The sequence below is a fragment of the Campylobacter sputorum genome (assembly GCF_002220775.1).
Classification (GTDB): domain Bacteria; phylum Campylobacterota; class Campylobacteria; order Campylobacterales; family Campylobacteraceae; genus Campylobacter_F; species Campylobacter_F bovis.
In genome coordinates this window covers 43,756-69,130 of sequence record NZ_CP019685.1, presented here as the reverse complement: position 1 = coordinate 69,130, position 25,375 = coordinate 43,756, and the positions used below count along the sequence as shown (strand labels likewise).

Annotated in this window: 26 protein-coding genes, 1 tRNA gene and 2 pseudogenes; 8 read left to right on the top strand and 21 right to left on the bottom strand. The window is 30.9% G+C overall.

Features of this window, described 5'->3' with window-relative positions:
- Positions 1 to 124: 124 nt before the first annotated feature.
- The 7 genes from CSPB_RS00370 to der all read right to left on the bottom strand — a co-directional run bounded on the left by CSPB_RS00370 (position 125) and on the right by der (position 6,913).
- The gene (locus CSPB_RS00370; protein WP_089192705.1) at positions 125 to 754 is read right to left on the bottom strand and encodes a cytochrome c3 family protein; all 630 of its coding nucleotides are present in this window, start codon (positions 752 to 754) and stop codon (positions 125 to 127) included.
- Positions 733 to 1,164, bottom strand: a complete 432-nt coding sequence (locus tag CSPB_RS00365; RefSeq protein WP_404813395.1) for a cytochrome c3 family protein — start codon at positions 1,162 to 1,164, stop codon at positions 733 to 735. The genes CSPB_RS00370 and CSPB_RS00365 overlap by 22 nt, the downstream gene beginning before the upstream one ends.
- 55 nt (positions 1,165 to 1,219) lie before the next feature.
- Positions 1,220 to 2,761: a flavocytochrome c gene (locus CSPB_RS00360; protein ID WP_089192703.1), complete on the bottom strand. Its 1,542-nt coding sequence runs from the start codon at positions 2,759 to 2,761 to the stop codon at positions 1,220 to 1,222.
- Between the two features lie 1,142 nt (positions 2,762 to 3,903).
- Positions 3,904 to 3,979: transfer RNA gene (locus CSPB_RS00355), tRNA-Ala, on the bottom strand.
- A gap of 69 nt (positions 3,980 to 4,048) precedes the next feature.
- Positions 4,049 to 5,020: a tryptophan--tRNA ligase gene (trpS, locus tag CSPB_RS00350; RefSeq protein WP_033917098.1), complete on the bottom strand. Its 972-nt coding sequence runs from the start codon at positions 5,018 to 5,020 to the stop codon at positions 4,049 to 4,051.
- Complete coding sequence (locus CSPB_RS00345) at positions 5,017 to 5,541, bottom strand: shikimate kinase (RefSeq protein ID WP_033917099.1); 525 nt, start codon at positions 5,539 to 5,541, stop codon at positions 5,017 to 5,019. The genes trpS and CSPB_RS00345 overlap by 4 nt, the downstream gene beginning before the upstream one ends.
- A complete protein-coding gene (gene der, locus CSPB_RS00340) occupies positions 5,525 to 6,913 on the bottom strand; it encodes a ribosome biogenesis GTPase Der (protein WP_033917100.1) in 1,389 nt (462 codons plus the stop codon). Before der ends, CSPB_RS00345 begins: the two co-directional genes overlap by 17 nt.
- 102 nt (positions 6,914 to 7,015) lie before the next feature.
- Here der and CSPB_RS00335 point away from each other — a divergent pair, with 102 nt between their 5' ends.
- Genes CSPB_RS00335 through pyrF form a run of 7 tightly spaced genes read left to right on the top strand, consistent with a single transcriptional unit; the run spans position 7,016 to position 10,893 of the window.
- Positions 7,016 to 7,909: a DMT family transporter gene (locus tag CSPB_RS00335; RefSeq protein WP_089192702.1), complete on the top strand. Its 894-nt coding sequence runs from the start codon at positions 7,016 to 7,018 to the stop codon at positions 7,907 to 7,909.
- An 8-nt stretch (positions 7,910 to 7,917) separates the two neighbouring features.
- Positions 7,918 to 8,718 carry a 3-deoxy-8-phosphooctulonate synthase gene (kdsA, locus tag CSPB_RS00330; RefSeq protein WP_089192701.1) on the top strand — a complete coding sequence of 267 codons (801 nt, stop codon included), beginning with the start codon at positions 7,918 to 7,920 and terminating at the stop codon, positions 8,716 to 8,718.
- Positions 8,711 to 9,025, top strand: coding sequence for a DMT family transporter (locus CSPB_RS00325; RefSeq protein ID WP_089192700.1), 315 nt, complete (start codon positions 8,711 to 8,713; stop codon positions 9,023 to 9,025). Before kdsA ends, CSPB_RS00325 begins: the two co-directional genes overlap by 8 nt.
- The gene (locus tag CSPB_RS00320) at positions 9,022 to 9,345 is read left to right on the top strand and encodes a DMT family transporter (RefSeq protein ID WP_228841935.1); all 324 of its coding nucleotides are present in this window, start codon (positions 9,022 to 9,024) and stop codon (positions 9,343 to 9,345) included. Before CSPB_RS00325 ends, CSPB_RS00320 begins: the two co-directional genes overlap by 4 nt.
- A gap of 9 nt (positions 9,346 to 9,354) precedes the next feature.
- Positions 9,355 to 9,825, top strand: coding sequence for a 6,7-dimethyl-8-ribityllumazine synthase (gene ribH / locus CSPB_RS00315; protein WP_033917105.1), 471 nt, complete (start codon positions 9,355 to 9,357; stop codon positions 9,823 to 9,825).
- A 1-nt stretch (position 9,826) separates the two neighbouring features.
- Complete coding sequence (gene nusB, locus CSPB_RS00310) at positions 9,827 to 10,216, top strand: transcription antitermination factor NusB (protein WP_033917106.1); 390 nt, start codon at positions 9,827 to 9,829, stop codon at positions 10,214 to 10,216.
- Positions 10,213 to 10,893 (top strand): orotidine-5'-phosphate decarboxylase, encoded by a 681-nt coding sequence (pyrF, locus tag CSPB_RS00305; RefSeq protein ID WP_089192699.1) that lies wholly within the window; start codon positions 10,213 to 10,215, stop codon positions 10,891 to 10,893. The genes nusB and pyrF overlap by 4 nt, the downstream gene beginning before the upstream one ends.
- 9 nt (positions 10,894 to 10,902) lie before the next feature.
- On the opposite strand, the gene CSPB_RS00300 is transcribed toward pyrF, so the two are convergent.
- The 4 genes from CSPB_RS00300 to sdhA all read right to left on the bottom strand — a co-directional run bounded on the left by CSPB_RS00300 (position 10,903) and on the right by sdhA (position 15,524).
- Positions 10,903 to 11,796: a hypothetical protein gene (locus tag CSPB_RS00300; protein ID WP_089192698.1), complete on the bottom strand. Its 894-nt coding sequence runs from the start codon at positions 11,794 to 11,796 to the stop codon at positions 10,903 to 10,905.
- Between the two features lie 81 nt (positions 11,797 to 11,877).
- The gene (sdhE, locus tag CSPB_RS00295) at positions 11,878 to 12,726 is read right to left on the bottom strand and encodes an 8-methylmenaquinol:fumarate reductase membrane anchor subunit (RefSeq protein ID WP_089192697.1); all 849 of its coding nucleotides are present in this window, start codon (positions 12,724 to 12,726) and stop codon (positions 11,878 to 11,880) included.
- A gap of 3 nt (positions 12,727 to 12,729) precedes the next feature.
- Positions 12,730 to 13,689, bottom strand: a complete 960-nt coding sequence (sdhB, locus tag CSPB_RS00290; RefSeq protein ID WP_089192696.1) for an 8-methylmenaquinol:fumarate reductase iron-sulfur subunit — start codon at positions 13,687 to 13,689, stop codon at positions 12,730 to 12,732.
- A 2-nt stretch (positions 13,690 to 13,691) separates the two neighbouring features.
- Positions 13,692 to 15,524 carry an 8-methylmenaquinol:fumarate reductase flavoprotein subunit gene (gene sdhA / locus CSPB_RS00285; RefSeq protein WP_089192695.1) on the bottom strand — a complete coding sequence of 611 codons (1,833 nt, stop codon included), beginning with the start codon at positions 15,522 to 15,524 and terminating at the stop codon, positions 13,692 to 13,694.
- A 621-nt stretch (positions 15,525 to 16,145) separates the two neighbouring features.
- Between sdhA and CSPB_RS08550 the strand changes: the two genes are divergently transcribed.
- The gene (locus tag CSPB_RS08550; protein WP_161492164.1) at positions 16,146 to 16,334 is read left to right on the top strand and encodes a hypothetical protein; all 189 of its coding nucleotides are present in this window, start codon (positions 16,146 to 16,148) and stop codon (positions 16,332 to 16,334) included.
- Positions 16,335 to 16,344: 10 nt separating this feature from the next.
- Here the strand turns inward: CSPB_RS08550 and CSPB_RS08720 are convergent, their stop codons facing one another.
- From CSPB_RS08720 to rpsK, 10 genes and pseudogenes are all read right to left on the bottom strand, one after another.
- Positions 16,345 to 16,485, bottom strand: coding sequence for a hypothetical protein (locus CSPB_RS08720; protein WP_228841936.1), 141 nt, complete (start codon positions 16,483 to 16,485; stop codon positions 16,345 to 16,347).
- 54 nt (positions 16,486 to 16,539) lie between these two features.
- The gene (locus tag CSPB_RS00280) at positions 16,540 to 17,025 is read right to left on the bottom strand and encodes a response regulator transcription factor (protein ID WP_228841937.1); all 486 of its coding nucleotides are present in this window, start codon (positions 17,023 to 17,025) and stop codon (positions 16,540 to 16,542) included.
- Entirely contained in the window at positions 17,022 to 17,528 is a 507-nt protein-coding gene (locus tag CSPB_RS00275; protein ID WP_089192694.1) for an ATP-binding protein, read from the bottom strand. Before CSPB_RS00275 ends, CSPB_RS00280 begins: the two co-directional genes overlap by 4 nt.
- A gap of 74 nt (positions 17,529 to 17,602) precedes the next feature.
- Positions 17,603 to 18,553 carry a cache domain-containing protein gene (locus CSPB_RS00270; protein WP_089192693.1) on the bottom strand — a complete coding sequence of 317 codons (951 nt, stop codon included), beginning with the start codon at positions 18,551 to 18,553 and terminating at the stop codon, positions 17,603 to 17,605.
- Positions 18,554 to 18,850: 297 nt separating this feature from the next.
- Positions 18,851 to 20,697, bottom strand: a pseudogene (locus CSPB_RS00265) (aryl-sulfate sulfotransferase).
- Positions 20,698 to 20,931: 234 nt separating this feature from the next.
- Positions 20,932 to 21,450, bottom strand: a pseudogene (locus CSPB_RS09165) (methyl-accepting chemotaxis protein); the annotation flags it as partial.
- 1,498 nt (positions 21,451 to 22,948) lie between these two features.
- Complete coding sequence (gene rplQ / locus CSPB_RS00255) at positions 22,949 to 23,305, bottom strand: 50S ribosomal protein L17 (RefSeq protein ID WP_033917115.1); 357 nt, start codon at positions 23,303 to 23,305, stop codon at positions 22,949 to 22,951.
- A 3-nt stretch (positions 23,306 to 23,308) separates the two neighbouring features.
- Positions 23,309 to 24,316 carry a DNA-directed RNA polymerase subunit alpha gene (locus CSPB_RS00250; protein WP_089192692.1) on the bottom strand — a complete coding sequence of 336 codons (1,008 nt, stop codon included), beginning with the start codon at positions 24,314 to 24,316 and terminating at the stop codon, positions 23,309 to 23,311.
- Between the two features lie 15 nt (positions 24,317 to 24,331).
- Positions 24,332 to 24,958, bottom strand: coding sequence for a 30S ribosomal protein S4 (gene rpsD / locus CSPB_RS00245; RefSeq protein ID WP_089192691.1), 627 nt, complete (start codon positions 24,956 to 24,958; stop codon positions 24,332 to 24,334).
- A gap of 22 nt (positions 24,959 to 24,980) precedes the next feature.
- Entirely contained in the window at positions 24,981 to 25,373 is a 393-nt protein-coding gene (rpsK, locus tag CSPB_RS00240) for a 30S ribosomal protein S11 (RefSeq protein ID WP_089181758.1), read from the bottom strand.
- Positions 25,374 to 25,375: the final 2 nt, after the last annotated feature.

The window sequence follows — 25,375 nt, the reverse complement described above, 5'->3', positions numbered from 1 at the left end:
ATTTTTATAGCGTAATGTAACTAATTAAAATATTAAAATAATTTTTTGAAAGTCAAATTTAAATATCTGTTTTTAAATTTTAGAGCCACTGCAGGGCATAGTGGCTCTATGAAAACTCTAAAATCTACAAAAACCCATCTTTTTTGAGTTTTTCTAAAACAATGTCTCTTGTCGCATTCATTTCTCTTTCGTAGATTTTATACTCTGGATTAAAGTAGTTTAGCATATTTTTAAGCCCGTTGTGTCCAGTTTCCACATGACAACTAGCACAACCAATTTTTTTGTCTGTATTTAACAAACTCGTATAATGCTCGTGCATTTGCTTACCTTTTGGGCTAATTTCAGGCAAGTTTTGAAAATTTGCGTGGCACTTCAAACATCCATCATCAAACACAAACCTTAATCTATTTTTTCTATTTTCTAACCAATTTATTTGATCAACATCTTTAAAGAAATGTATGTATCCTTCAACTACTCCATTTTTAGCCTTTGTAAAAATGTAGTTAAAAATATTATTATGTGGCATATGACAGTCTACACACTGAGCTTTTATGCCCATTTTTCCAGCACCACCATGAACATCGTTATGATAAGAAGCAAGCATTGGTGCCATTTCATGGCAAACTATGCAAAATTTCTCCCCACTAGTTCTTGTAACGCCCTCATACATAGCGTAACAAACAACAACTCCGATTAAAAAACCAATGCAAATAAATGATAAAATTTTCTTTTTCATGGTGTAGGCCTCATCCATTGTTTAACTTCAGCCTCGTGACACTCATCACACATATTTATAGATTTTGAATGCTCCATATGACATTCATCACAATACAAATTTGGTCCATCATGAACCGAATTATGCGGATTTGCTTTCAAAGTATCCATAAATCCTGTTCTTTTAGCCATATGCTCTTTGCTTTTATGACACGATAAACAGTCCTCATCTCCTGGGTTTTTAAATTTAGCAGGATTATCTCCTTGATTTGTATGGCAGTGGATACAATCAAAATAAAGCTTTGCGTGATGTGGTTTGATTTTGTGTTTTGCTCTAAGCTCATCACTAATTTCTAAAATAGAAACAATCGCACTTTTAGATGAATTTTCTTCGCCAAGTAGTGTATTTGAAATACAGGCAAAAAATAAAAAACTAAACAAAAGTCGCATATATTTCATTGTTTTTCCTTAGAAAAGTTGCCCAAAAATTTGGGCAACTTAAAAGTTAGATATTTTCTCCAGCTATCATTCCAAAAGTTAAACAATCAGTGATTGCCACGCTTCCAAGTCTGCTAGCTCCGTGTGTTCCACCTGTAACCTCACCTGCTGCATAAAGCCCAGGTATTGGTTTTTTTGTATTAATAGAAATAACTTGTGCTTTTGTGTTTATCTTAATTCCGCCTGTTGTATGATGAAGTTTTGGAACGCCGCGCTCAGCATAAAATGGTGGTTTTGAAATATCAATTCCGCCTGTTGTTTCAACTGGTTTGCCAAATTCATCTTTTCCAGATTTAACTCCGTCGTTGTATTTTTTAACCGTTTTTTTAAGCTCATCTGCTGGAATTTTATAATGTGCCGCCAACTCATCAAGAGTTTTAAATTCCTTTAAAATTCCAGCTTTTAAAGGCTTTTCAAAATGCGATGGCAACAAACTAGGAATGCATTGCGAATCGCAGAAATTTATAGGATAAATATCTTTTTTAGCGTCAATCACCTTAAACATTGCATCGGTTCTTATTTTTCTATCAGCAAGTTCGTTCATATAGCGTTTTCCAGTTCTTGGATCAACAGAAATTCCATATCTAAATGAACCATTTACGTTAAACATTGATCCAACGCCAAATCCAGTCTCATCCGGGCAAGCCCAAGGACCATATTGTAGCCATGAAACTTGAACCGGGCAAGCACCGATATTAAGCGCTGCTATCAAGCCGCCTGCTGTTGCACCAGGATGATTTGTGGAATCAACATCTTTGCCAAGTCTAGGATCTTGAAGCTGTCTAAAAAATATATCGCGGCAAAATCCACCGCTTGCAAGAACAACGCCTCTTTTTGCTTTAAAGAATTTTCTCTCTCCGCTTTTGTTTTCTCTATCATCATCTTCAAGTTTTGAGTCAAATTTATATCCTTCTCTTACCGAAATTCCTACAACTTTGCCATCATCATCTAGCACAAAATCATCAAATTTTGTTCTTTTTTTGATTAAAACATTTGGATTTTTTTCAATGTATTCAATCATCGGCAAAACTATACCAGAGCCACTTCCATTTTCTGTTTGATATGTTCTAGGCACAGAGTGCCCACCAGCATGAGATAGTTTTTCAACATATTTTGCACCGCATTTTACAGTTAGTGCAAACACATCTTTTGCTCTATTTGCGATTACTTCAAGCAACTCTGCGTGGTTGATTTGAAGTCCAGCTTTTAAGCAATCTTTTAAAAATAACTCATTTGAGTCTTTAATGCCCTCTTTCTTTTGAGCTTCGCTATTTGGAACTGCAAAAATTCCACCATTTATAACCGAATTTCCGCCGAGTCGCCCCATTTTTTCTACAAGCAAAACCTTTAATCCTCTTTCAGCTGAAGTAATTCCAGCCGCAAGTGCTCCAAAACCTGATCCAATGATAACAACATCATATTCTTCATCAAATTTAACACTCTTTGCATCAACTGGCGCTGCCATTAAATTTGATGCACTAAGCATACCTGCACCCACTCCTAAAGCACCAAGTTTTAGTGCTTCGCGTCTTGAAATTTCTTTTTTCATTTTTGCTCCTTTGAAATAAATTAGACATATCTGCCAACAATACCAAATACTAAGCAACAATAACATTTTTGCTAATTTAATTGCATTTATAAATTTATTTCATAGTCTAATTACTTATGAAACCAACACAACAAATACAACTAAATTTAATTTATTTTAGCATTAATTCAATAAATTATAAATTAATTATAAAAATTTTTAAATAAAATAAAAAATATATAATATATTAAGCTTATTTTACAAAAATAGAAATCCTATTTTGCGATGAATACATCATAAAACTCGCCATAATTTTTGCTTATTCGTAGTTTTAAAACGATATTTAGGAGCAAAACGACTTTTATTTACCAAATCAAGAAAAGCAAGATTTGTATAATCTACAAAATTTTTTCAGTATGATAAATAAATCAAACTTTCCTTATTTCCATTTTATCTATGTAAATTCCAGCTATCATAATAAGTTTTGTTAATTTAATTTCTATATTTTATAAATAAAGTTAATTTTATTTGCAAATTTGTATGAAAAAATAAAAATTAAGCACTACCAAAGTATATAAACTTAAATATACACAAAATTATACTTTAAGGTTTGGATTATCAATGCAATAACTAACTAGATGTTGTTTTGAATTGTATGTTAAGCTTTCTACTTTTAATATAAACTCATTTTCAAAATCAAAGGCTCTATTAATAATATCTTTGCAATAAAATCAAAAATGCCTTTTAACACTATTTTAATCTATTAGAGAGTATCAGTGCCATTATACCATCTCTTTTTAACTCATCAAGTGTATGGTTTCTAGAGTTTTGTTGTATAAGCTTCAGTCCTTGTGGTCATCTATTTTTTATGGCTTGAAATTTACTATCCTCAATGTCTATTTCTAACACTTCGCCCTTTATATCTGCTAAGACTTGAGCTATTGTACAATGTCAAATAATAGAGATTGGCTTTCTTTAAGTGTAATTGTATTCATTTTACCACATTAATAATTTTGATTGGTTTTAGTAAAATAAATTAAATTTAGTCTTTTGCTTAAAATTTGCGTCTGTTAGACATAAAATTGCTAATAAAACTTAATTATCTTAAAAGATTGTATTTTTGAGATTTTTGAAAGTTTAAGAAAACCTATAAAATAGGCTTATGGTGGAGTTAAGCGGGATCGAACCGCCGACCTCTTGAATGCCATTCAAGCGCTCTCCCAGCTGAGCTATAACCCCAAAGTTAAGTAATTAAGTCCTAAATTTTAGTAAATTTTAACCCAAAAGTCAAGACTTAATATGCAAATATCAGTGCGGTATACCAACACACTTTCTTACTTTTTCCATCGTTTCGATTGCTACTTCTTTTGCTTTATCGGCTCCTACACTTAAATGATAATTAACTTCATCTGGATGAGTTAAAAAATGCTCGTATTTTTCTCTCGCTTCTTTGAAATATTCAAGAACCATATCATTTAAATACATTTTAAAATGTCCGTATCCTTCTCCGCCTTTTTCATATCTTGATTGAAGATCTTTTTGTGCATTTTCATCTAAAAACAATTTGGCAATATTATAAACATTGCAATTTTTCCAATCTTTTGCTTCTTCAAGCGAAGTACTATCTGTGACTATGGAGCTTATTTGTTTTTTTAATGTTTTGTCATCTGCAAATATGTCTATAGTATTGCCATAACTTTTACTCATTTTTGCACCATCAGTACCTGGAACTGTGGCTACATTTTCATCAATCTTAGCTTCTGGAATGACAAAAATTTCGCCATGAGCGTTATTAAATTTAATTGCTATATCGCGAGCTATTTCAACATGCTGAATTTGATCTTTTCCAACTGGAACAAAATTCGCACTATAAAGCAAAATATCAGCCGCCATTAGCACTGGATAACTAAACAATCCATGATGAGAATCAAGTCCTTTTGAAATTTTATCTTTGTATGCATGGGCTCTTTCTAAAAGCCCCATCGGTGTATACTGGCTTATAATCCAATAAAGCTCTAAAACATCTTTAACATCACTTTGAAGCCAAAATGTGCATTTTTGCGGATCAATACCAAGCGATAAAAAAGCGCAAGCAGCTTCAAAAGTGCTAGTTTTTAGCTTATATCCATCATTTACGCTAGTCATTGCATGATAATTTGCTATGAATATAAACATCTCATCATCGCTGTTGTTTTGCCTATCTATCATCGGTTTTATAGATGCAAAATAATTCCCCAAATGAAGTTTTCCAGATGGTTGAAGTCCTGTAAATGTTCTCAAATTTTATCCTTTATCAATGTTTTTATCTCTTTTGCTATCTCTTTTGGTGTTTTATTTTCTACATTAACTACAAAATCAGCTTTTGCTTCATAAAGCGGATCTCGTTCTTGATGTATCTTTTTAGCATTTTTTAAATTTAGTAAAAGCGGTCTTTTTTTAAATTTAGCACTCGCATTTTTGCTATTTTCAAGACGCTTTATAATATAATCAAATTCCGCTTTTAAATACACAACAATACCAAGCTCATTTAAATTCTCAACCTTATAAAATCCTCCGCCAGTTGAGATTATAGCATTATCTACACTATTAAGTAAAAAATTTGCCAAATTACTTTCAAGTTTTCTAAAATACTCTTCGCCAAATTTTTCAAAAATCTGTCTTATTTTCATATTTGCAATGCTTTGTATCATATCATCACAATCTAATGCAAAAAGTCCCGTTTCTTCATACAAAGCTCTAGCCACACTTCCTTTGCCAACACCCATAAATCCGATTAAAATTATATTATTTTTCTTCTTCATCTTTATTTTTATTCTTTGGAATTAAAATTACTGGAACACCAGCTAAATCAAAGTTTTCGCGTAGTTTGTTTGCAAGATATCTTTTGTAGCTAAAATGCAAAGACTTTGGTCTATTCATCACTAGAGCTATTTTTGGCGGAGCACTATCAAACTGAACTGCGTAGTAAATTTTCACTACTTTGCCTTTTTCCCTCGGAATTGGGTGCTCTTTTATGGCATTAGCTATAGCTTCGTTTAACTTGGATGTTTGAATTTTTTGTGTAAAATTTTTATAAATTTCAAGTATCAAATCATAAAGCTTGTGAACTCTTTTTCCACCAAGCGCTGAAACGCTTATAATTGGGGCATAACTTAAAAATTTAAATTTATTCCTTATCTCAGAGCTTATCTCATCAAATTCTTTCTCATTTTTATTTTCCCATTTATTTAAAACTATGATTATACCAAGCTCAAATTTAGAAGTAACGCCGGCTATGCGTTCATCCAGCTCACTTAAAGGCTCACTACTATCAAGAACTAGAAGTGCGATATCTGTATTTTCTAGTATTTTTTCAGTTCTATTTAACGCAAATTTCTCAATACCTTCTATCTTTCCACGCTTTCTAATGCCTGCAGTATCAACAAATTCAAAAACTCTATCATTATAAATATAAGTTTCATTTACAGGATCTATCGTAGTTCCAGCAACTGAGCTTACTACACTGCGAGAATCTTTCACAAGAGCATTTAAAAGGCTGCTTTTACCGACATTTACACGACCTATAATGCCTACTTTTATATTTTTTTGATTATAATCTTCATTTTTTTCTTTTAGTATTTCGCCCTCATCTGTGCAGTAATTTTCCAAAAAGTCATCAAAACTCTCTTCATCGTCAATCTTTTGAACTTTATCTAAAAGTTTGTAAAGCCACTCTTTTAACTCATCAACTCCAGCATTATGGCTAACGGATATACAAAATGTATTTACACATCCAAATGAATCAAACTCCCAACTACGCTCTTCGTCTTTTTTGCTATCAACTTTATTAACAACTAAACTTATAGGTTTATTTAACTTGCAAAGTGAGTAAAATAGCATTTTATCTTCATCTTGTGGCATAAACTTTCCATCAACCATAAATACGATAATATCTGCATTTTTTGCTTCATCTAATGTTTTTTTTGCAACATTTTTAAAAAGCTCGCTACTATCGTCTAATCCGCCAGAATCTATCAAAATGCAATTTTTATCAAAAATTTCAATTTTAGTTTTATTTGTATCCCTAGTAGTTCCGCTAATATCGCTAGTTATAGCAATTCTTTTAGAAGCTAAACGATTAAAAAGTGAGCTTTTACCGACATTTGGTCTGCCTATTAGTATGACTTTTTGCACTAAATATCCTTAAATTTAAAACTACATTATACATAAATTTAGCTAAATTTGTAAATCTTAAGTAAGATTATAATACAATAATAGCTTTATTAAAGGAAGTATATGCTACACCGTTTTTTAATGCGAAACCTTGGTGCGTATTACATGGTTTTAGCTTCATTTTATTTTGCTTTGACAGGAGCTTTTGCGAAGCTTTTAAGCTCTTCGATGAGCTCTGTTGAAGTTTCATTTTTTAGAAATATTGTCGGTCTTGCAATAATTGTTGTAACTATCTATAAATACGGAGCTCACAATAAAGGCGGAAAGCCATTTATACTTTTTTTAAGGGGATTTTTAGGCACAATCTCAATGCTTGCTTTTTTTCACAATATCGCTCATATAGGGCTTGCTGAGGCTTTTACATTTACAAAAATGTCACCGATGTTTTTAGCAATATTTGGAGTAATTCTTTTTAAAGAAAGGTTAAATTTATTATCTTGGTTTGGTATTATTTTTGGATTTATTGGCATTTTACTCATCATGCAACCAAATTTAGGGTTTAAAATGGGACACGCAATGGGGCTTATAAACGGGCTTTTAGCAGCAGTTGCTTATCTTAGTGTGCATGAATTAAGAAAATACTACGACACAAAAACCATAGTTTTATCTTTTATGCTCTCTGGCACACTAATACCGATAGTTTGTATGCTAGTAGCTCAGTTTATACAAACTCCACCATTTTTTAACTTTATGTTTGCTAAATTTATTATGCCAACGCCAAATATGTGGGTTTTCATTGTTTTAATGGGAGTTGGAGGCTTGCTTTTTCAAACTTATATGACAAAAGCATATGCTGCTTCAAGATACGCAGGAGCAGTGGCTGCTATTGGATATTGCGATGTTATTTTTACAATGATAATAGGATTTATAATGGGAGATAGTTTGCCAAATTTAATGGCATTTTTTGGTATAATAATAGTGATTATCAGTGGTGTGATAGTAGCTACACAAAAATAGGAGAATATATGATTTTAATAGCTGGACCATGCGTAATAGAAAGCAAAGAGTTAGTTTTTGAAATAGCAAAAAGATTAGAGAGTTTTGCAAAAGATGATAGGATAGATTTTTATTTTAAATCAAGTTTTGATAAGGCAAATCGCACAAGCATTAACTCATTTCGCGGACCTGGACTTGAAAAAGGTTGTGAAATTTTAGCTGAAGTTAAAGAAAAATTTGGATACAAAATTTTAACCGATATTCACGAAAGTTATCAAGCAGAACCTGTTAGCGAGGTGGCTGATATTTTACAAATTCCAGCTTTTTTATGTAGGCAAACTGATTTGTTGGTTGCAGCTGCAAAAACTTCGTCTATTGTAAATATTAAAAAAGGGCAGTTTTTAGCACCAGATCAGATGAAACATAGTGTTAAAAAGGTTTTAGAAACTAGAGGCGTTAATGAGTTTGGCTATAAAGTTGCTTTAAATAGTGGCGTTTGGCTAACTGAAAGGGGTTCAACTTTTGGATACTCAAATTTAGTTGTGGATATGAGAAGTTTGCCTATAATGAGAGAATTTGCACCAGTTATATTTGATGCAACTCACTCAGTTCAAATGCCTGGGGCTTTGAATGGAAAAAGTGGAGGAGATGCTAAATTTGTACCATATCTTGCAAGAGCGGCAGCGGCAGTTGGCGTAGATGGATTCTTTTACGAAACTCATATAAATCCGTGTGAGGCACTTTGCGATGGACCAAATATGTTAAATTTAGATGAATTTGAAAAAGTAGTTGAGCAAACTTTAAAAATACAAAAGGCTTTGTTTGAATAAAAAAGGCTTAGCTTTTGTTATAATTGGAGCGATATTTGAGTGCGGGTGGGTTTATGGACTTAAATTTGCTAATTCAAATTTAGATTATGCTTTAACAGCGTGTTTTGTTTTATCAAGCACATATTTTTTCTTAAACTCATTTAAATTTTTGCCAACAAGTTTAGCATATATTTTATATGTTGGACTTGGAACGCTTTTTGTGGTAATAGTTGAAATCATAGCAACAAAAGAGCTTGAAATTTTAAGACTAATTTGCATTGCTATGCTGATGGTTGGAATTTATGGCTTAAATAGGGCTAAGGTATGATTTATACATTATCTCTTATAATTTCAGGGGGTTTAGAAGTTTTTGGAATTTATCTAAATTCTAGATTTTCTAAATTTGATGGATTTAAGAAATTTATAGGTTTTTGGGCTATTATGCTAAATTTTGGATTATCGCTTCTATTTTTAAGATATGCTATGAAAGCGATGCCAATGAGCGTGGCATATACTATTTGGGCAGGGATTGGTGCTATTGGGGCTGTATTTATAGGCATGATTTTGGATAATGAAAAATTTACAATTCTAAAGTCATTAAGCCTTTTTTTAGTGGTAGTTAGTGTTATTTTACTAAAAATTTTATAAAGGAAAAAAATGAAAATCATAGAAGGAAAACTAAATTTAAATGGCGATGAAAAAATTGCGATAATTAACTCGAGATTTAATCACATAGTAACAGATAGATTGGTTGAGGGCGCAAAAGATGCGTTTTTAAGACACGGCGGTAATGAAGAAAATCTAAGTCTTATCTTGGTTCCTGGTGCTTTTGAAATACCAATGGTTCTTGATAGGCTTCTTAAAAGCGGTAAATTTGATGGGATTTGTTGCGTTGGAGCTGTAATTCGCGGAAGTACGCCACATTTTGATTATGTTTCAGCTGAGACAACAAAAGGAATTGCAAATATCACTTTAAAATACTCAAAGCCTGTAACTTTTGGTGTTTTAACAACTGACACTATAGAGCAAGCTATCGAGCGTGCTGGAAGCAAAGCTGGAAATAAAGGCTTTGAAGCAATGACTGGCGTAATAGAATTAATCAACCTTTATAAAAATTTTAAGGCATAAAATGGCTACAAGACATCAAGTTAGACAAGCTGTAGTTTCACTACTTTACGCAAAAGAAATGGGTAGTGAAATGGAAGAGTTTTCAAAAGAGTTTTTAGAAGAAAAAAAGATAAGAAATGATCAAAAGAAATTTACACAAAGTTTGTTTTTTGGAGTAAATGATAATTTAGACGAAATTGATAAAAAATTAGATAATCTCTTAAAACAAAGAGATATTTCTCAAATAGGCATCGTTGAAAGATCTATTTTAAGACTTGGGGCTTATGAAATTTTATTTACAGATACAGATAATGCCGTTATCATAAATGAAGCCATAGAGCTTGCAAAAGAGCTTGGAAATGATTCTGCGCCTAAGTTTATAAATGCTATTTTAGATGGTATTAAAATATGAAACTTTGCGTCGCCCTTGATATGGCAAATTTTGAAGATAACATAAATTTAGCAAAAGAGCTAAAAGGACTTGACATTTGGCTTAAAGTTGGACTTAGAAGTTATCTAAGAGACGGCGTTAAAATAATAAATGAAATAAAAAATATAAGTAATTTTAATCTGTTTTTAGATTTAAAACTCTACGATATACCAAATACTATGGCAGATGCAGCAGAAGTTATAGCAAAAAGTGGCGTGGATATGATAAACCTCCACGCAAGTGCAGGTTTAAGAGCGATGAAAATGGTTATGGATAGACTTTCAAATATTAAAAATCGCCCACTTGTTTTAGCGGTTTCTGCATTAACTAGTTTTAACGAGAGTGAATTTAACGAAATTTACAGAGACAACATACAAAACTCAGTTATTAAATTTTCTAAAATAGCACATAAAGCTGGGCTTGATGGGATGGTAAGTTCTGTTTTTGAAAGCAAAATCATAAAAGAAAATACAAGTAGTGATTTTATAACACTAACTCCAGGAATTCGCCCATTTGGCGAAAGTAGTGATGATCAACAAAGAGTTGCAAATCTCCAAATAGCAAAAGAGATGAAAAGCGATTTTATAGTAGTTGGAAGACCTATTTATGAAGCAAAAAATTCACGAGAAATTGTAGAGAAAATTTTAAAAGAGATTTAAAGAATTTACTTAATGACTAAAGAATCTATCAAAAATACTTAATCCATCTGCAATTATACTTATAATGGTTAAAATTGCTATTGAAATTGTTATTAATCTTATTTTTATATCTTGCTTATTTTGAATTTCTCTTGCTTCATTTTCTTTTTCTAATAAATTTTCAATATTTTTGCTTATTTTTGTTTGTAAATTTGCATTATCTATTTCATATTCTTTAGTTTTTAGTGCAAAAAATATTTCATAACTTTTTGAAATATCCTCAAAAGTTTTTTTAAACTCAAAATAATCCATTAGCAACATATAAATTTGATATGTTTCATCACCGATATGATTTTTATAAAGATTAAGATTAATTTGCTTTAATCTAAAATCCTTGATTTTATCTGTTAAATTTAAAAGATCTTGTTTATTTAATTCACTACTTAATTTTTTGTATTCATTTAAAAATTGCTCATTTAATTTTTTATATTCAATACAAACTATTTGTAAAAATAAAATTTTAAAAATATTTTGTGATTTTAAATTAGAATCTGTTGAAATTTCACTAAAACAGACAAAAATATTATCACTAAAACCAACCTTATAATCACATTTTGGATTTTTTCTATCAAATATATTTACAATAGTATATTTATCTAAAATAGCATTAAAATCTTTAACATTGTTTGTAAAACAAAATATATTTTTTTTATACTTATAATCAATATTATCAACACTTTTTAAAGTAAAAAATTGATTGTTGTTAAAAATAACAAATGTATCCCATACATCAATATTTGCATTAATGAGTCTACAATTATAGGTTTTATAATATTGAGATGATTTTTCCTGTTTTATCTTATCTATAATTATTTTGTCTGATTCTTTATTAGAATCAAGCAAATTTATTATAAATTTATTCATATAAAAACCTTTTGAATTTTTTAATATTTCAAAATTATATCAAAATTTATAAACTAGCCCACAAAAAATGTGGGCTAAAATTTAACCTAACTTTGTAGCGTCTATTATGTTGTGCTCTAAGCCAAGTTGCTCTTTTGAAAGCCCAAGAGCTAATCCAACAAGCTGTGAGAGATGTATAATTGGAACTCTTGCTTTTGAGTTCGTAAATTTTTGTGCACCATCTTGAAAAATGTCAAGTTGCATTTGACAAAGCGGACAAGGCGTAACTATACAATCGGCCTTGTTTATATCAGCATTATTTACAATTTCACTTGTCATTTTCTTAACTGAATTTTCAGCAGGATAACACGCATGAAAACCGCAACAATCAAGTCTTTTTTCAAAAGGAACTACACTTGCACCAAGTGCAGCGGCAACAGCTTCAAAGCTTTTTGGATTTACAGAGCTTTCTTTGCCAAAGATTTTTTGGGGTCTTAAGCTATGACATCCATAAAAAAGTGCTACTTTTAAATTTGAAAGAGGTTTAACTACTTTTGATTTTAATAAATCTAAATTTTCAGCCAAAACCCAAAGTAAACTAGTAACTTCACTCGTGCCTTTATAACTCATATTTCCAGCCGCTAAGTATTTATTGATTTCATCTTTTTTACCACTATCAAGCTCTTTTTTAGCACGAGTTAGCACAAGAAAACAGGTGCTACAAGTTGTTAAAAGTGGCATATTCATCTTTTCAGCAAGGGCTAAATTTCTGGCATTTGCAACAAGAGTAGCTTTTGGATCGACATTTTGTGCTTGCGATGCTCCACAACAGCTCCAGCCCTCTATCTCATTTAGTTTCATGCCTAAAACCGGTGCTATTGCTTCTATTGACATTTTAGATTCTTTTGCAGCTTGAGAAAGCACACATCCTGGGAAAAATGCAAATTCCATTTTCTACTCCTTACTCGCAGCTTTTGCTGCTTTTATCATTTTTTGCAAATCTTCATGGCCTTTTATCTTTTCTTCGCCAAATATAGCCATTGGATTCATTTTACCAGCACGGATTAAATCTACTGCCATACCAGTTCTTGCAACCGAGCCAACTCCTTCTGTTCTAAGTCCTAAATATATCTCGTTTAATCTTCCACTTCCTTCTACAAGATCAGTATAAAATGCTTTTGCATGAGCTGGACCTTCGCCAGAACTTAAACCACCATTTAAAGCCATAACACTAAGATGAGATATATCATCAGCAGAACTTATGCCTTTAGGACAGCGATCCGCACACTCTTGACAATGCACACAATTCCACAAGCCACCATTTACAGAAGGCTTGACATGTATCATAGAATCTTTGCTTCTTGAGTCATTTGCAGCCCTATAAGCATGAGTAAATACAAATGGCTCCATATAATCAGTTCTATCAGCACTTAATTTATTACACTCAGAAGCACAACATCCACATAAAATACAATCCCACTGCTTTAAGACTTTTTCATTATCTTCTTCGCTTTGGATACAGCCTTTTTCTTTAGAAAATTCATCTTTTGGCGTTATGGTTGGCTTTATTTTTCTTAAATTTTCTATGGATGGCTCCCAATCAACAACCAAATCGCTTATAACTTTAAAATTTGCAAGAGGAGAGATATGCAAAGTATCTGGATTGTCATATGTTTGTAGCAAATCTTTCATCTTTGTATCACAAGCAAGCACTGCATGACCATTTACCCTAACGCCACAAGCTCCACATATAGCAGCACGACAAGTAGCTGTAAAATTTAATGAAATATCTTTTGTTTCTTTTATAAATTTAAACACAGAAAGCAGAGTTTTACCAGCCATCTCATCACTAGTTAATTCATAAGTTTGAGTGTATGATTTTTTGCCATCAAAACGATCTATTATCATCTTCATAGTTATTTTCCTTCCTTAATTGGAAATTTGCTTATACTAACATCTCTCCAAGATAGTTTCATCTCATTATTTTCAAGCGTTACAAGACTATGTTTTAAGAAATTAGCGTCATCTCTTTTTGGATAATCTTCTCTTGTATGTGCACCACGACTTTCTTTGCGATTTATTGCTGCAAAACATACAGCACGAGAGAGCAAAAGCAAATTTCCAAGCTCTATATAATCAGTAATAGCTGTGTTGTAAATAGGGTTTGTATTTTGTATATGCAAAGCATCATACCTTTTTTGAAGCTCATAAATTTTCTTATACAAACTCTCCAGCTTATCGCCTGTTCTGTAAATTCCCATATTATCCCAGTTTTGCTTACCAAGCTCTTCTCTTATGGCATATAAATCATTTGGTGATCCCTCTCCATTAGCAACATTTTTTATTTTTTCACGCCATTTTTTAGCAATCTCTTCAAGCAAGCCGCTGTCTGTAAATTTGGCTTTACTTGCGTATTTGGCTGCTCCAATGCCAGAGAGCTTACCGGTTACAACAGCATCTGCTAAAGAGTTTCCACCAAGGCGGTTTGCGCCGTGTATTGATATACAAGATGCCTCTCCTGCTGCAAAAATTCCTGGCATAGTTGTAGCCATATCATCTATACTTTTAACATCAATTCCACCCATAGAGTAATGAGCCGTAGGTCTAATACCTATAGGACTATCTGTTAAATCTAAATTTTCAAACAAAAGTCCAGTATGTCTTATCTGAGGAAGTTTTTTGATGATTTTATCTTTTCTAAGGTGTCTTACATCTAGTAGCACATGGGCTTCTATGCCATCTCCATAACCTCTTCCTTCTCTAATCTCAGTTTCTATGGCTCTTGCAACTATATCTCTAGAGGCTAATTCCATTCTTTCTTTTGCATATTTTGCCATAAAGCGTTCGCCTTGATTGTTTATAAGATAACCACCCTCACCTCTTGCAGCTTCTGTAATCAAAGCACCTCCGTGCACAACACCAGTTGGGTGAAACTGAACCATTTCAGCATCTTTAAAAGCAATTCCAGCTCTTAGGGCTGCTGCTACACCATCTCCTGTTGTTGAGTATGGGTTTGAAGTTCTATTCCAAAAAATACGAGCATAACCGCCTGTTGCTATGATTATAGATTTTGCTAAAATAGGCGTAATGTCACCTGTTCGTATATTTCTAACAACTACACCTTCTGCTTTTGTATCATTTGTGGCGATATCTAAAAGCTCATAATCCATTAAAAACTTAACACCATTTGTTATTGCGTCATCCAAACAGGTATGCATAACAATATGACCTGTTTTATCGGCAGAATAATTGCACCTTTTTTTAGATGCCCCACCCATCATTCTTCTAGTAACCTTGCCATCTTTTCCTCTTGAAAAAGGCATTCCAAGATAATCTAACTCATGGATGGCCTTTCCTGCTAATTCACAAAATTTTATAACACTATCTTGATCTGATAAATATGCCCCTCCTTTTATCGTATCAAAAGAGTGAAGCTCATAAGAATCACCATTACTGGTATCAGTAACGCCGTTTATTCCACCTTCTGCCATAGAAGTTGCGTTTCTTGATGGCATTGATTTCGTAACAACAATAACGCTTAAATTTGGATTTTCAGCCTTAGCTGCAACAGCTGCTCTAAGACCAGCACCACCAGAACCAATGACAACTACATCGCAAGATGGAAGTGAGCTATTTTTTTGATCTCCATTAGATCCAAAAACATTTGTAGGAACAGTTGCAACACTAAGTGCATTTATACCTATACAAGCTGTTTGCAAAAATTCTCTTCTTGTAAAATTTTCTTTCATCTAAATTCTCCTAAATTTATAAGAAAATAAATTTGGTGTATAAAACTACACAAAGCGGGTTTTAATTTATAAATTTAAATCTATATTATAGAATTTTATAAAAATAAACTTATATTTATAAATTATTCTTATTTTTAAGAATATTATCATTATTTATGTAAAAAATATTTTAAAATTTTGATAATGCAAAGATTTTACATTTATTTGGCTCAGCGGAACTTAAACTCTAAATAATTAGCTTAAGTCACGATATTATCGATGAAAAATATACATAAGTTATGAGCTTAGAATGCAGATTTTAAAAAGTCTTTATAGCACTAAGTTTTATACAAAACTCAAAATATAAAGAAATTTTACAAAGTGCTTCAAACATAAGATAGCTTATCAAATGAGATTTTAGCGGTGAAAAGCTAAATCACATAAAGTTAGATTAAAAGATGAGTTTATAGTTGAGTTTTTGCTTTTAGGAATGGAAAAATTAATAAATGATGAGAATAAATTTGATTTAGAAATAAAGCAAAATTTTAAAGTTTTAGGCGACGCAAACTACTAAGTATAACTATAAAAAATATACTAGAAAATACACTAAAATATAATGATTTTTCAAAACAAAGTAAAATTTTGATTAAAATTTATGATAACAGGCGACGAAAAACTATCAAAGCCACTAAATTTCTACACTCAAAATTTCTTACAAGAAGTAAATTCAAAAAGATATGGCAGGGCTTAAATTTGGCAAAAAGAATTTTAGATATGCATAAATTTGAACTTTTTTATTCTTATTTAGATGAGAAAATCATTTTATTATAAATTTTTTAATTTAAGCTTTTTTAAGAACATACCCGCTACCAGAAATATTACTTAAATTTATATCATTTAACTGCTTTTTTATACGCATTATAACAGTATGAATTGTGCCTATTTTTACACTATTGCCATCATAAGCAAAATCTTCAATCATATCGTAACTAACTAAATTTTCTATATTAAAACAAAGTAGCCAAAATATAGCATTTTAAAGCTTTGAAAGATATACTTCTTCACCATTTTTATAAATTTTTTCCTTTGTAACATTAACTATAATACAATCATTTAACTTTATAACCTTGTCTTCAATCTTAAAAAGTGCCATTACAACGGCATTTTGTAAATTTTCCATCATTATGGGTTTTTTTATAAAAGATATGGCACCTTTTTTCATACTCTCAAATAAATTTTCATCAGTATCAAAAGAAGTTACAACTATAAAAGTTTGATCTGGCTTTAGCTTTAAAATCTCATTCATCATATCAAGACCATTAAAATTTGGCATATGAATATCTGTAATGATAAGATCAATGTGATTTTTTTTAAATTTTTCAAGCCCATCTAAACCATCACTAGCTGTATAAAAATTCTCACAATACCTTTTTAACCCACCACTTACAGCCATTCTTGTGAGTTCATCATCATCTACAACCATAATGCTACGATCTTTTAATACATCAAATTTATTGTTCATGCTATATCCAAATTTTGTTTTATACTAAGCTTAAAAATAGTAGGATTTTTTGGGCTAAATAGCTCTAAATCGCCACTAAGTTTATTTTGTGCTATAAGTTTTGATAAATATAAGCCTATACCACTTCCATCTTTTTTAGTGCTTTTCTTGTATTTTAAAAATATATCTTTTGGGTATTTTACCCCGCTTCCATTATCACAAATCATTATTTCAACATTATTATAAATAACATTGGCCTTTATCTCTATAAGCTTATCTGATTTTTTAGTTTTTAATGCATCTTTTGAGTTTTGAAGTAAAACAAGTAAAACTTGTTGTAAAAAACTCTCATTATTTCGCAACTCTATATTGAAATTATCCATTTTTAAATTTATATTATACCTACTAAAAGTTGTATGCAAAATATTGCTTAGACTAAGTATGCTAGTGCGAAGATCAAATGTTTTTATCTCATCATCAAATTTATAAAATTTTCTAAAACTTTCAACTGTTTTATCCATCATTTGATTTGATTTTATGCATAAATTTATACTCTCATAAAGCTCGTCATCACTAAGCTCTCCTGATTTTTTAAGATTTATACATTGCTTAAAATAAGCATTGATGAGTTTATGGGCTGTTTTAGCTGATGTGCGATGTCTGAGATTAGCTCACCTGTTTCAGACATTTTAAGCTCATGAGATAAAATAAACTCATATTCTTTTTGTTTTTTCAATATTTTTTCATGGATAAATGTATGAAGTAAATTTGAAATTGCAATCAAAAACATAAAAACTATAAGTAAAATAACTCCATTTTTAAGCAAAATTTGAAGCGGTTTTAAAACAATTTTTTGTTCATCAATACTAACCCCAATATATAAATTACCACTTTTAAGCTTTGTTATTTCAATGTGTTTTGAATCGTGCTCAAAAATACTGCCGTTAGAATTTTTTATAAAATTTAAAAAAGATTTTTTAAGCCCTGTTTGATTTGCTACATAATCTATACTAGAAATAATATCACCATCTTCATCAAAAAGATAGACATTATCTACAAATGAATGAATTTTTGATCTAATTTTTTTAAAAAAATCTTTTGAAATTATAATGCCACAAAAAACAGATACATCTTTACTGCTATATATAGGAGAACAAATATGTATAGTTTTGTTTTTTAATACATGATGGACATCAAAAACGCTTATTGTGGTTTTATTTGTATCAACCGTGTTTTTATACCAAGATCTAGTTTTAATATCTTCGGTAAGTTCTTTATCAAGATTTACAACTTTATCATCAAAAATCATCTCTTTTGAGTTTAAAAACATCTGAGAATGATCAAATATACCATTTACTTTCATAAAATATATATAATTAAGTGCTGTATCTTCATTATCAATCTTAATATATTTATTTTTCAAAAAACTTATAAATTTTATCCTAGAATCTAACCAATCATTAGCACTAAAGGCTATCTCTTTTGATATAGATGTTCTAAAATCTCTACCAACTTTAGAAACTTCATTTTTAATCTGGTAATAACTCATAATCCCTATAACACATACAAGTATAGAAAATATGATAAGTATTACATAAATTCTAACATTGTCAAAATCTTTAAAGATAGATGAATAATTATTTTTTAATTAATTTTTCCCTCATAATTAAATTGTAGCAAAAATTTTAAAATAGTTAATGGAATTTTAAATATATAAAGCTTAATCTAATATATTAAATTTTGAATAAATTTATAACTGCATTAGTCAGAATATAATATAAAAATTAAATAGAAAGTTGTTGCAAAAGACAAAAAAATAATTTAGTGCCAAAAAGGCACTAAATTTCTATCTTTTAAAAGCTTTTTCAACATTAAATGGCCATGCTTGGTAACCCATAGCATTTGTCATTTTAATCTCTATACCAGGTTTTGTTGCACCCCATTTAAACTCATTGATATGTGGACTAGGAAGCCCTGTAGGATTACCCGTTGCGATATCAAACTGCATACCAGCAACTGCTGAGTAAACCATAACTGAGTTTTTATCTGGTTGATACTCAACTAAACTTGTAACTGAGCTATACCAGTCAAATCCTCTATCTTTTCCATATTCCCAAACTTGTTCAACAGTCATTTTCTTTTGATCTATTTTATAAATTACAGCACGACTATATTTCATACTAGGAAGTGCTGGTTGCTCCATACCACGACTATCGCCGTTATCAAACGCACTTACATAGATGATATTGCCTTTGCTTTTCTCATCTATTTTAAATGCAGTGTGTTGAGTCCAAGTATAGTCAAATCCACCTTTTTCATTTTCATATCCAGGGCATTTTGCACCATCTTCACCGCAACTAATCTTTTTACCTTTGCTATCAACTGGAGTTAAAAGTTTATCTTTAAATTTATCTTTCCAGCCAACCGGATTTCCTAGTATCCATTTTACTTGTTTATCTCTACCGATTTTAATAATAGCGTTTTGGTGTCTTGATGAGATTATAATACTATCATCTTCAGCGTCATGATCAACTGAATTAACATGAGCCCAGTTTCTACCAGGTCCACTTCCTACAATGTCTCCAAATTGATCATTTGTATCCATAGCTGCTAAATCATCTTCGCTTAAAGTTTGTCCACCGGCTTTGGCATCGATATTTAGACAAACTGCACCTTGATCTAGCACTTTTAAAACATTATCTCTATATGGATCTAAAATCTCATAAAGCCTCCAATCATCTACTACTTGACCGTTTTCATCAACTTCAACGATAACATCTCTTACAGTTTTACATTTTTACCGTCATGTCTTTTTAAATTTGCGTTTGCAACTCTTAAGAAATAGTGACCATTTGGGCTATCATCCATTGAGTGCGAGAAATCAACATATCCAGCAGGAAGTTCTCTATTCCAAATTTCTCTACCCATTATGTCATATTTAGCATATCTTTGACCATATCCCCAAGTTAAAGCACCATCATCATTTTGTTTAAAGCCCATCATAACACCAGCGTTAAATGCTGATTTAAGATTGTAAATTTTGCTTGGCTCTAAATACCATCTAACTTCACCTGTTGTATCAATGATAAAATTTTGAGGATTATAGTTCCACTCTAATGCACCGCCCATAGGGTTATTCCAAACAACTTTTGTGCCTTTTCCTGTTTTTGGTTGAAAGTTATTTACAAAATATAGTCTATCTTTAAATTCAGGATCTGGAGCTTTTACAACTTCTATTTTATCAAAAAGCACACCTTTTTGTCCGCGTGATCCAGATGCATCTAAGAAAACTGGGGCTGCGTAAATTTTATAGTCTTCTTTAATTTTTTCATCTTTGCCTTTATAAATTCTAGTATATTCAACCTCTACTGTATTTACATAATCAGGATAAAGACCAAACACTGGGATACCTCCATGTGTTTTTAACTCTCCATCTGCTACTTTGTATTTAATCTCTTGACCGCCTTTTTTTGGAACAATTCTAACACTCACATCTTTTAGGTTATATCCACCATTTTTAATAACAGCCGTAAGTGGTGCTACATCATATGGATTTACAACTACTTCGCCAATTTTTCCCTGAACAGTATAGTCAGTCTTTGGACCACTTGCACCACCAATTGCTAAAGCAGATGTAGCTCCAACACCAAGAAGTATACCAGCAACAAGTGCTGAACTTAAAATTTTTCTCATTTTTTCTCCTCTTTACAAAATATTTATATGTCCTGATATTATATTTATAAATCTCACAAAACTCTCACAAAAAATAGATAATTAAAAAAATATTTAAATTTATATATAAAATGAGTAATTTTGAAAAATCAATGCAACAAAAATTTATTATAAAATCTTCAGTAATAAATATAAGTAAGATTAGAGAGTGTTATTTTAAATCAAAAAACTATTAGGCATTTGCCTAATAGTTTATCATGTTCTAAACTGAGATAGTTTATTATTTAATGTCTCTGTCATTTTATTTAAGTGTTCGCAAGCACTTGCTATCTCTTCTATACTTCTAGCATTTTTATTTGATATTTCATTAATACTTTCTATACTTTTTGTTATATCATCAATGTTTTCGCCATTTGATATATAACTAGCAACTGTTTTTTCAGAAACCTTAATAGCATTTTCCATTGCTTTTTTCATATTTAACATTTGTTGTCTTGCTTGATTTGCAATATTTGTAAGATTATCCATACCTTTTGCATTCTCATTCATTTTTTCGCTTGAATCCATAATTGATTGAACAATAACATTTATTGTAGCATTAATCTCAACTAAACTTTTTTGAGTTTTTTCAGCAAGTTTTCTAACTTCATCTGCAACAACAGCAAATCCTCTACCATGTTCACCTGCTCTAGCTGCCTCAATAGCTGCATTTAAGGCAAGTAAATTTGTCTGATCTGCGATATCATTTATAGTAATTAAAACAGATTTTACTTGCTCTGCATCTTTACACAATTGATCCATTCTTTGTGCAAGCTCAATCTCAGTTGTGGCATTTTGCTGAATTTCCTCAGTTAAAGATATAATTGAGTTATTTGTTTCTACTATATACTCATTTGCTTTTGTTAGATCTTCTTTTCCACCTCTAGCATCTTCAATTCCAGAAGATACAGTCTTATGAATATCTCCAACTTTTTGAGTTGTTTGAGATACAAAAGAAGCGGAATCTTCTATCCTTTTACCAGCTTGAAGTGATGTTGAAGATAACTCTTCTGAAATTGATGAGTTTTCGGATGATAAATGTTTTGCATCATCTATCAATTTTCTTAAATTTTCATTAGCTGTTTTTAAAAGCCCCATAGCACTATTTGGATTTTTTGTTTTCACTTCTTGGGCTAAATTTCCATTAGCAAGTTCAGAAACAGCTTTTTCAAGATCAGATGGTTTACCGCCTAAAATTCCATATGTTATCTTTGAACCAACATATACAAGAAGTCCTATACAAACAACTGTTATAACTAAAACGATGACAAATATAACTTGTAACATTTTTAAAGTAGAATTTGCTTTACTAACTTCATCTTTTGTTCTATTTTCCATAAGCACAAAAAAATCATCAAGTGGCTTCATTATTTCTGCTTTAAATTTATGATAATCTTTACTATTTACTAAATTTGATGCTAGTTTATAATCAGGCTCACCTTTTATACTAAATTTACCACTAGAATCTTCAAAAAGACCTTCAACAGCATTCATTGCTTTTGTTTCTAAAACTACCAAATTATCTGATTTTGCATTTGATTGTTTTAGTTTTTCAAATTCTTGTGGAGTAAAACCATTTTGCTCCATCAAATCATTTAAAGAGATAGTTAAATCGTATGGTCTAGGCTTAAGATTTCCACCAGCTACAAAATCCCAATATGCTCTGTGATAATCCTGTGGTCTTGATTTTTTACCATTTCTTATATCAAGTATTGCAAAGTATTGATCTTTATAAGATTTATCGCCAGTAATAGCATAAGTTCTTACCAATCTTGTTAAATCATCAGAACTTTGCCTTAGCTCATCTGCCAATTTATAAGATATAAGTTGTCTATCACCAGACGCTTTAAGATCGTTTGAAGCAACAATTAGACTATAAAAAATATATCCTAGTGCTAAAAAACCGAAATAATAGATAAAACAATTAATATCTTTTGAAACAACCTATAAAAAGAAAGCATTTAAAACTCCTCTTAAATTTTTTAATTTATAAAATTTAAACACATAATTAATAAAAATATACTTAATTATTTAATAAAAAATATTATCTTGTATGATTATCTCTACGAAAATATTCATAAAATATATTTTAAAATTATATTATTTTTTATGCTTGGCAATATTTTAGTATTTAGTAAAGATTAAAAAAATAAATAAGAACTTATATTGAAATATGAAAAATATAAATTTATAAAAAGTTTGAAATATAAAGTGCCAAAAGGCACTTTATAGTTTATTCGCCGATTAATTCTATATAGGCAAGTTGTGCAGCATCACCTCTTCTTAGACGAGTTTTTACAACTCTTGTATATCCACCAGCTCTATTTGCATATTTTGGGGCTATTTCGCTAACTAATTTTTTTGTAGCTACTTTATCTTGCAACAAAGCAAAAACAGCACGATCAGCATTAAAATCGCCTTTTCTAGCCCTTGTTATCATTTTTTCTATATAACTTTTTAGTTCCATAGCTTTAGGAAGCGTTGTCTCTATCTTTTCACAATTTATTATAGCTATTGCTAAATTTTTTAAAGTTGCTTTTCTGTGAGACGATGTTCTTCCAAGCTTTCTATAACCATGTTTATGTCTCATGTATTATCCTTCTTTTTTCTTTAAATCTTGAATTTTTTTCTTAAGCTGATCTTTGTTTCCATCAAGAACATTGCTACCTATTGCATAGCCTATTTCAGCCATTACAGCTTTAATCTCTTCAAGAGATTTTTTACCTAAATTTTTAAGATCTTTTAATTCATCTTCATCCATTAAAGCAATCTCGCCAATGAATTTTATCTCAGCTCTTTCCAAACAATTGGAACTTCTTGCACTTAAATTTAAACTTTCTATACCTTCAAAAAGTTTTGAATGTTCTGATCCATAAGGTGAACCAGCTGTTACATCTGATATATTTAAATCCAAAACTTTATTAAATATAGACATTTGTTTATACATAGATTCTAGTGAATTCTTAAATGCTTCTATCGGTGTTACTTGTCCATCTGTTGCTATAGTTAAGATAATCTTTTCAAAATCAGGATTATCCTCAACCAAAACATTTTCTATATCATAAACTGCTTTTTTTACAGGAGTAAAGAAAGCATCTATTGCTATATAATCAGACGGCATATCATCCCTTATAAGCTCACTTGGAACATATCCTATGCCTTTTTCAACTATAACACTAAATTTTAATCCAGCATCTTCATTGATAGTAGCCAGATATTCATCTTGATTTACAATCTCAACTTCATCATTGCTCAAATCAGATCCAATAATTTCTTTTGGACCACTAAAAGAATACTCAACAACGACTCTTTGAGCATCACTTTTAATCTTAAAGCGTAAATTTTTGAGATTTAGAATAAAATGAGCAACATCTTCTAGCATACCACGCATACTATCAAATTCGTGCGTTACACCTTCTATCTTTATGCCAGTTGGCGCATAACCAACTGTGCTTGTAAAAAGCAGTCTTCTTAATGGATGTGCTAAAGTTACCGCATAACCTTTTTCAAAAGGATAAGCAATAATTTTTGCAACATTTTCACTTACATTTACAACCTCTATCTCTGTTGGCATATAAGCTGTTGTGGTAATTTTTCTCATGAATTTACCTCGCTATTATTTAGAGTAAAGCTCTACTATAAATCTTTCCTCAACAGGAATAACTATCTCTTCTCTTTCTGGAATTCTAGTAAAAATACCATATTTTTTATCTTTTTCAACATCAACCCAAGCAACAATACCTGTTTGATTTGTAAGCTCAAGTGCTCTATTAACTTGTGCATTATCTTTAGTTTTTTCAGCAATCTCTATCTTTTCTCCAGGTATTACTCTATAAGATGGTATATCTAATTTTTTTCCATTAACTAATACATGTCCATGAGTTACAAGTTGTCTAGCAAATCTTCTAGTTGTTGCAAATCCCATTCTATAAACCACATTATCAAGTCTTTGCTCTAAAAGTTGAAGTAATAACGAACCAGTATTTCCTTCTCTTCTAGCTGCTTCTTTAAACAAACCTCTAAATTGTTTTTCACTGATACCATACATAAATTTAGCTTTTTGTTTTTCTCTAAGCTGTGAACCATATTCACTAACTTTAGCTCTTCTTTGTCCATGTTGACCAGGAGCATATGGTCTTTTTTCTAAAGCACTTTTCCCAGCAAGTCTTCTCTCGCCTTTCATAGACAAACTTGCACCTAATCGTCTTTCAATTTTCTCAACAGGTCCTGTATATCTTGACATAATAATTCTCCTAGTTATTTAATTATACGCGGCGGCGTTTTGGTGGTCTACAACCATTATGTGCAAGTGGAGTAATATCTTTTAAAAATGTTACTTTTATTCCCTCTATAGCACCAACGCTCTTAACTGCTGTTTCTCTTCCGCTACCAGGTCCTTGAACTTTAATTCCAACTTCTTTGATACCGTGTTCTTTTGCCTTACTCATGGCATCTTCAACTGCTTGTTGTGCAGCATAAGGAGTTGATTTTTTACTACCTTTAAAGCCTAAACCGCCAGCACTACTCCATGCAATAGCATTTCCCATTTCATCAGTTACTGTTACCATTGTATTATTAAAAGTTGCAGAAATATAAACTATACCTTTAGCAATGTTTTTCTTTGCAACTTTTTTCTTAGTTACTTTTTGTTTTGCCATAT

Excerpts from the sequence above, each read along its gene's own strand:
- CSPB_RS00370 (WP_089192705.1), bottom strand. The coding sequence starts at position 754 with ATGGATGAGGCCTACACCATGAAAAAGAAAATTTTATCATTTATTTGC.
- CSPB_RS00365 (WP_404813395.1), bottom strand. The coding sequence starts at position 1,164 with ATGCGACTTTTGTTTAGTTTTTTATTTTTTGCCTGTATTTCAAATACA.
- CSPB_RS00360 (WP_089192703.1), bottom strand. The coding sequence starts at position 2,761 with ATGAAAAAAGAAATTTCAAGACGCGAAGCACTAAAACTTGGTGCTTTA.
- CSPB_RS00345 (WP_033917099.1), bottom strand. The coding sequence starts at position 5,541 with ATGAAGAAGAAAAATAATATAATTTTAATCGGATTTATGGGTGTTGGC.
- CSPB_RS00335 (WP_089192702.1), top strand. The coding sequence starts at position 7,016 with ATGCTACACCGTTTTTTAATGCGAAACCTTGGTGCGTATTACATGGTT.
- kdsA (WP_089192701.1), top strand. The coding sequence starts at position 7,918 with ATGATTTTAATAGCTGGACCATGCGTAATAGAAAGCAAAGAGTTAGTT.
- CSPB_RS00320 (WP_228841935.1), top strand. The coding sequence starts at position 9,022 with ATGATTTATACATTATCTCTTATAATTTCAGGGGGTTTAGAAGTTTTT.
- ribH (WP_033917105.1), top strand. The coding sequence starts at position 9,355 with ATGAAAATCATAGAAGGAAAACTAAATTTAAATGGCGATGAAAAAATT.
- nusB (WP_033917106.1), top strand. The coding sequence starts at position 9,827 with ATGGCTACAAGACATCAAGTTAGACAAGCTGTAGTTTCACTACTTTAC.
- pyrF (WP_089192699.1), top strand. The coding sequence starts at position 10,213 with ATGAAACTTTGCGTCGCCCTTGATATGGCAAATTTTGAAGATAACATA.
- CSPB_RS00300 (WP_089192698.1), bottom strand. The coding sequence starts at position 11,796 with ATGAATAAATTTATAATAAATTTGCTTGATTCTAATAAAGAATCAGAC.
- sdhE (WP_089192697.1), bottom strand. The coding sequence starts at position 12,726 with ATGGAATTTGCATTTTTCCCAGGATGTGTGCTTTCTCAAGCTGCAAAA.
- sdhB (WP_089192696.1), bottom strand. The coding sequence starts at position 13,689 with ATGAAGATGATAATAGATCGTTTTGATGGCAAAAAATCATACACTCAA.
- sdhA (WP_089192695.1), bottom strand. The coding sequence starts at position 15,524 with ATGAAAGAAAATTTTACAAGAAGAGAATTTTTGCAAACAGCTTGTATA.
- CSPB_RS08720 (WP_228841936.1), bottom strand. The coding sequence starts at position 16,485 with ATGATTGAAGATTTTGCTTATGATGGCAATAGTGTAAAAATAGGCACA.
- CSPB_RS00280 (WP_228841937.1), bottom strand. The coding sequence starts at position 17,025 with ATGAACAATAAATTTGATGTATTAAAAGATCGTAGCATTATGGTTGTA.
- CSPB_RS00275 (WP_089192694.1), bottom strand. The coding sequence starts at position 17,528 with ATGATGGATAAAACAGTTGAAAGTTTTAGAAAATTTTATAAATTTGAT.
- CSPB_RS00270 (WP_089192693.1), bottom strand. The coding sequence starts at position 18,553 with ATGAGTTATTACCAGATTAAAAATGAAGTTTCTAAAGTTGGTAGAGAT.
- rplQ (WP_033917115.1), bottom strand. The coding sequence starts at position 23,305 with ATGAGACATAAACATGGTTATAGAAAGCTTGGAAGAACATCGTCTCAC.
- CSPB_RS00250 (WP_089192692.1), bottom strand. The coding sequence starts at position 24,316 with ATGAGAAAAATTACCACAACAGCTTATATGCCAACAGAGATAGAGGTT.
- rpsD (WP_089192691.1), bottom strand. The coding sequence starts at position 24,958 with ATGTCAAGATATACAGGACCTGTTGAGAAAATTGAAAGACGATTAGGT.
- rpsK (WP_089181758.1), bottom strand. The coding sequence starts at position 25,373 with ATGGCAAAACAAAAAGTAACTAAGAAAAAAGTTGCAAAGAAAAACATT.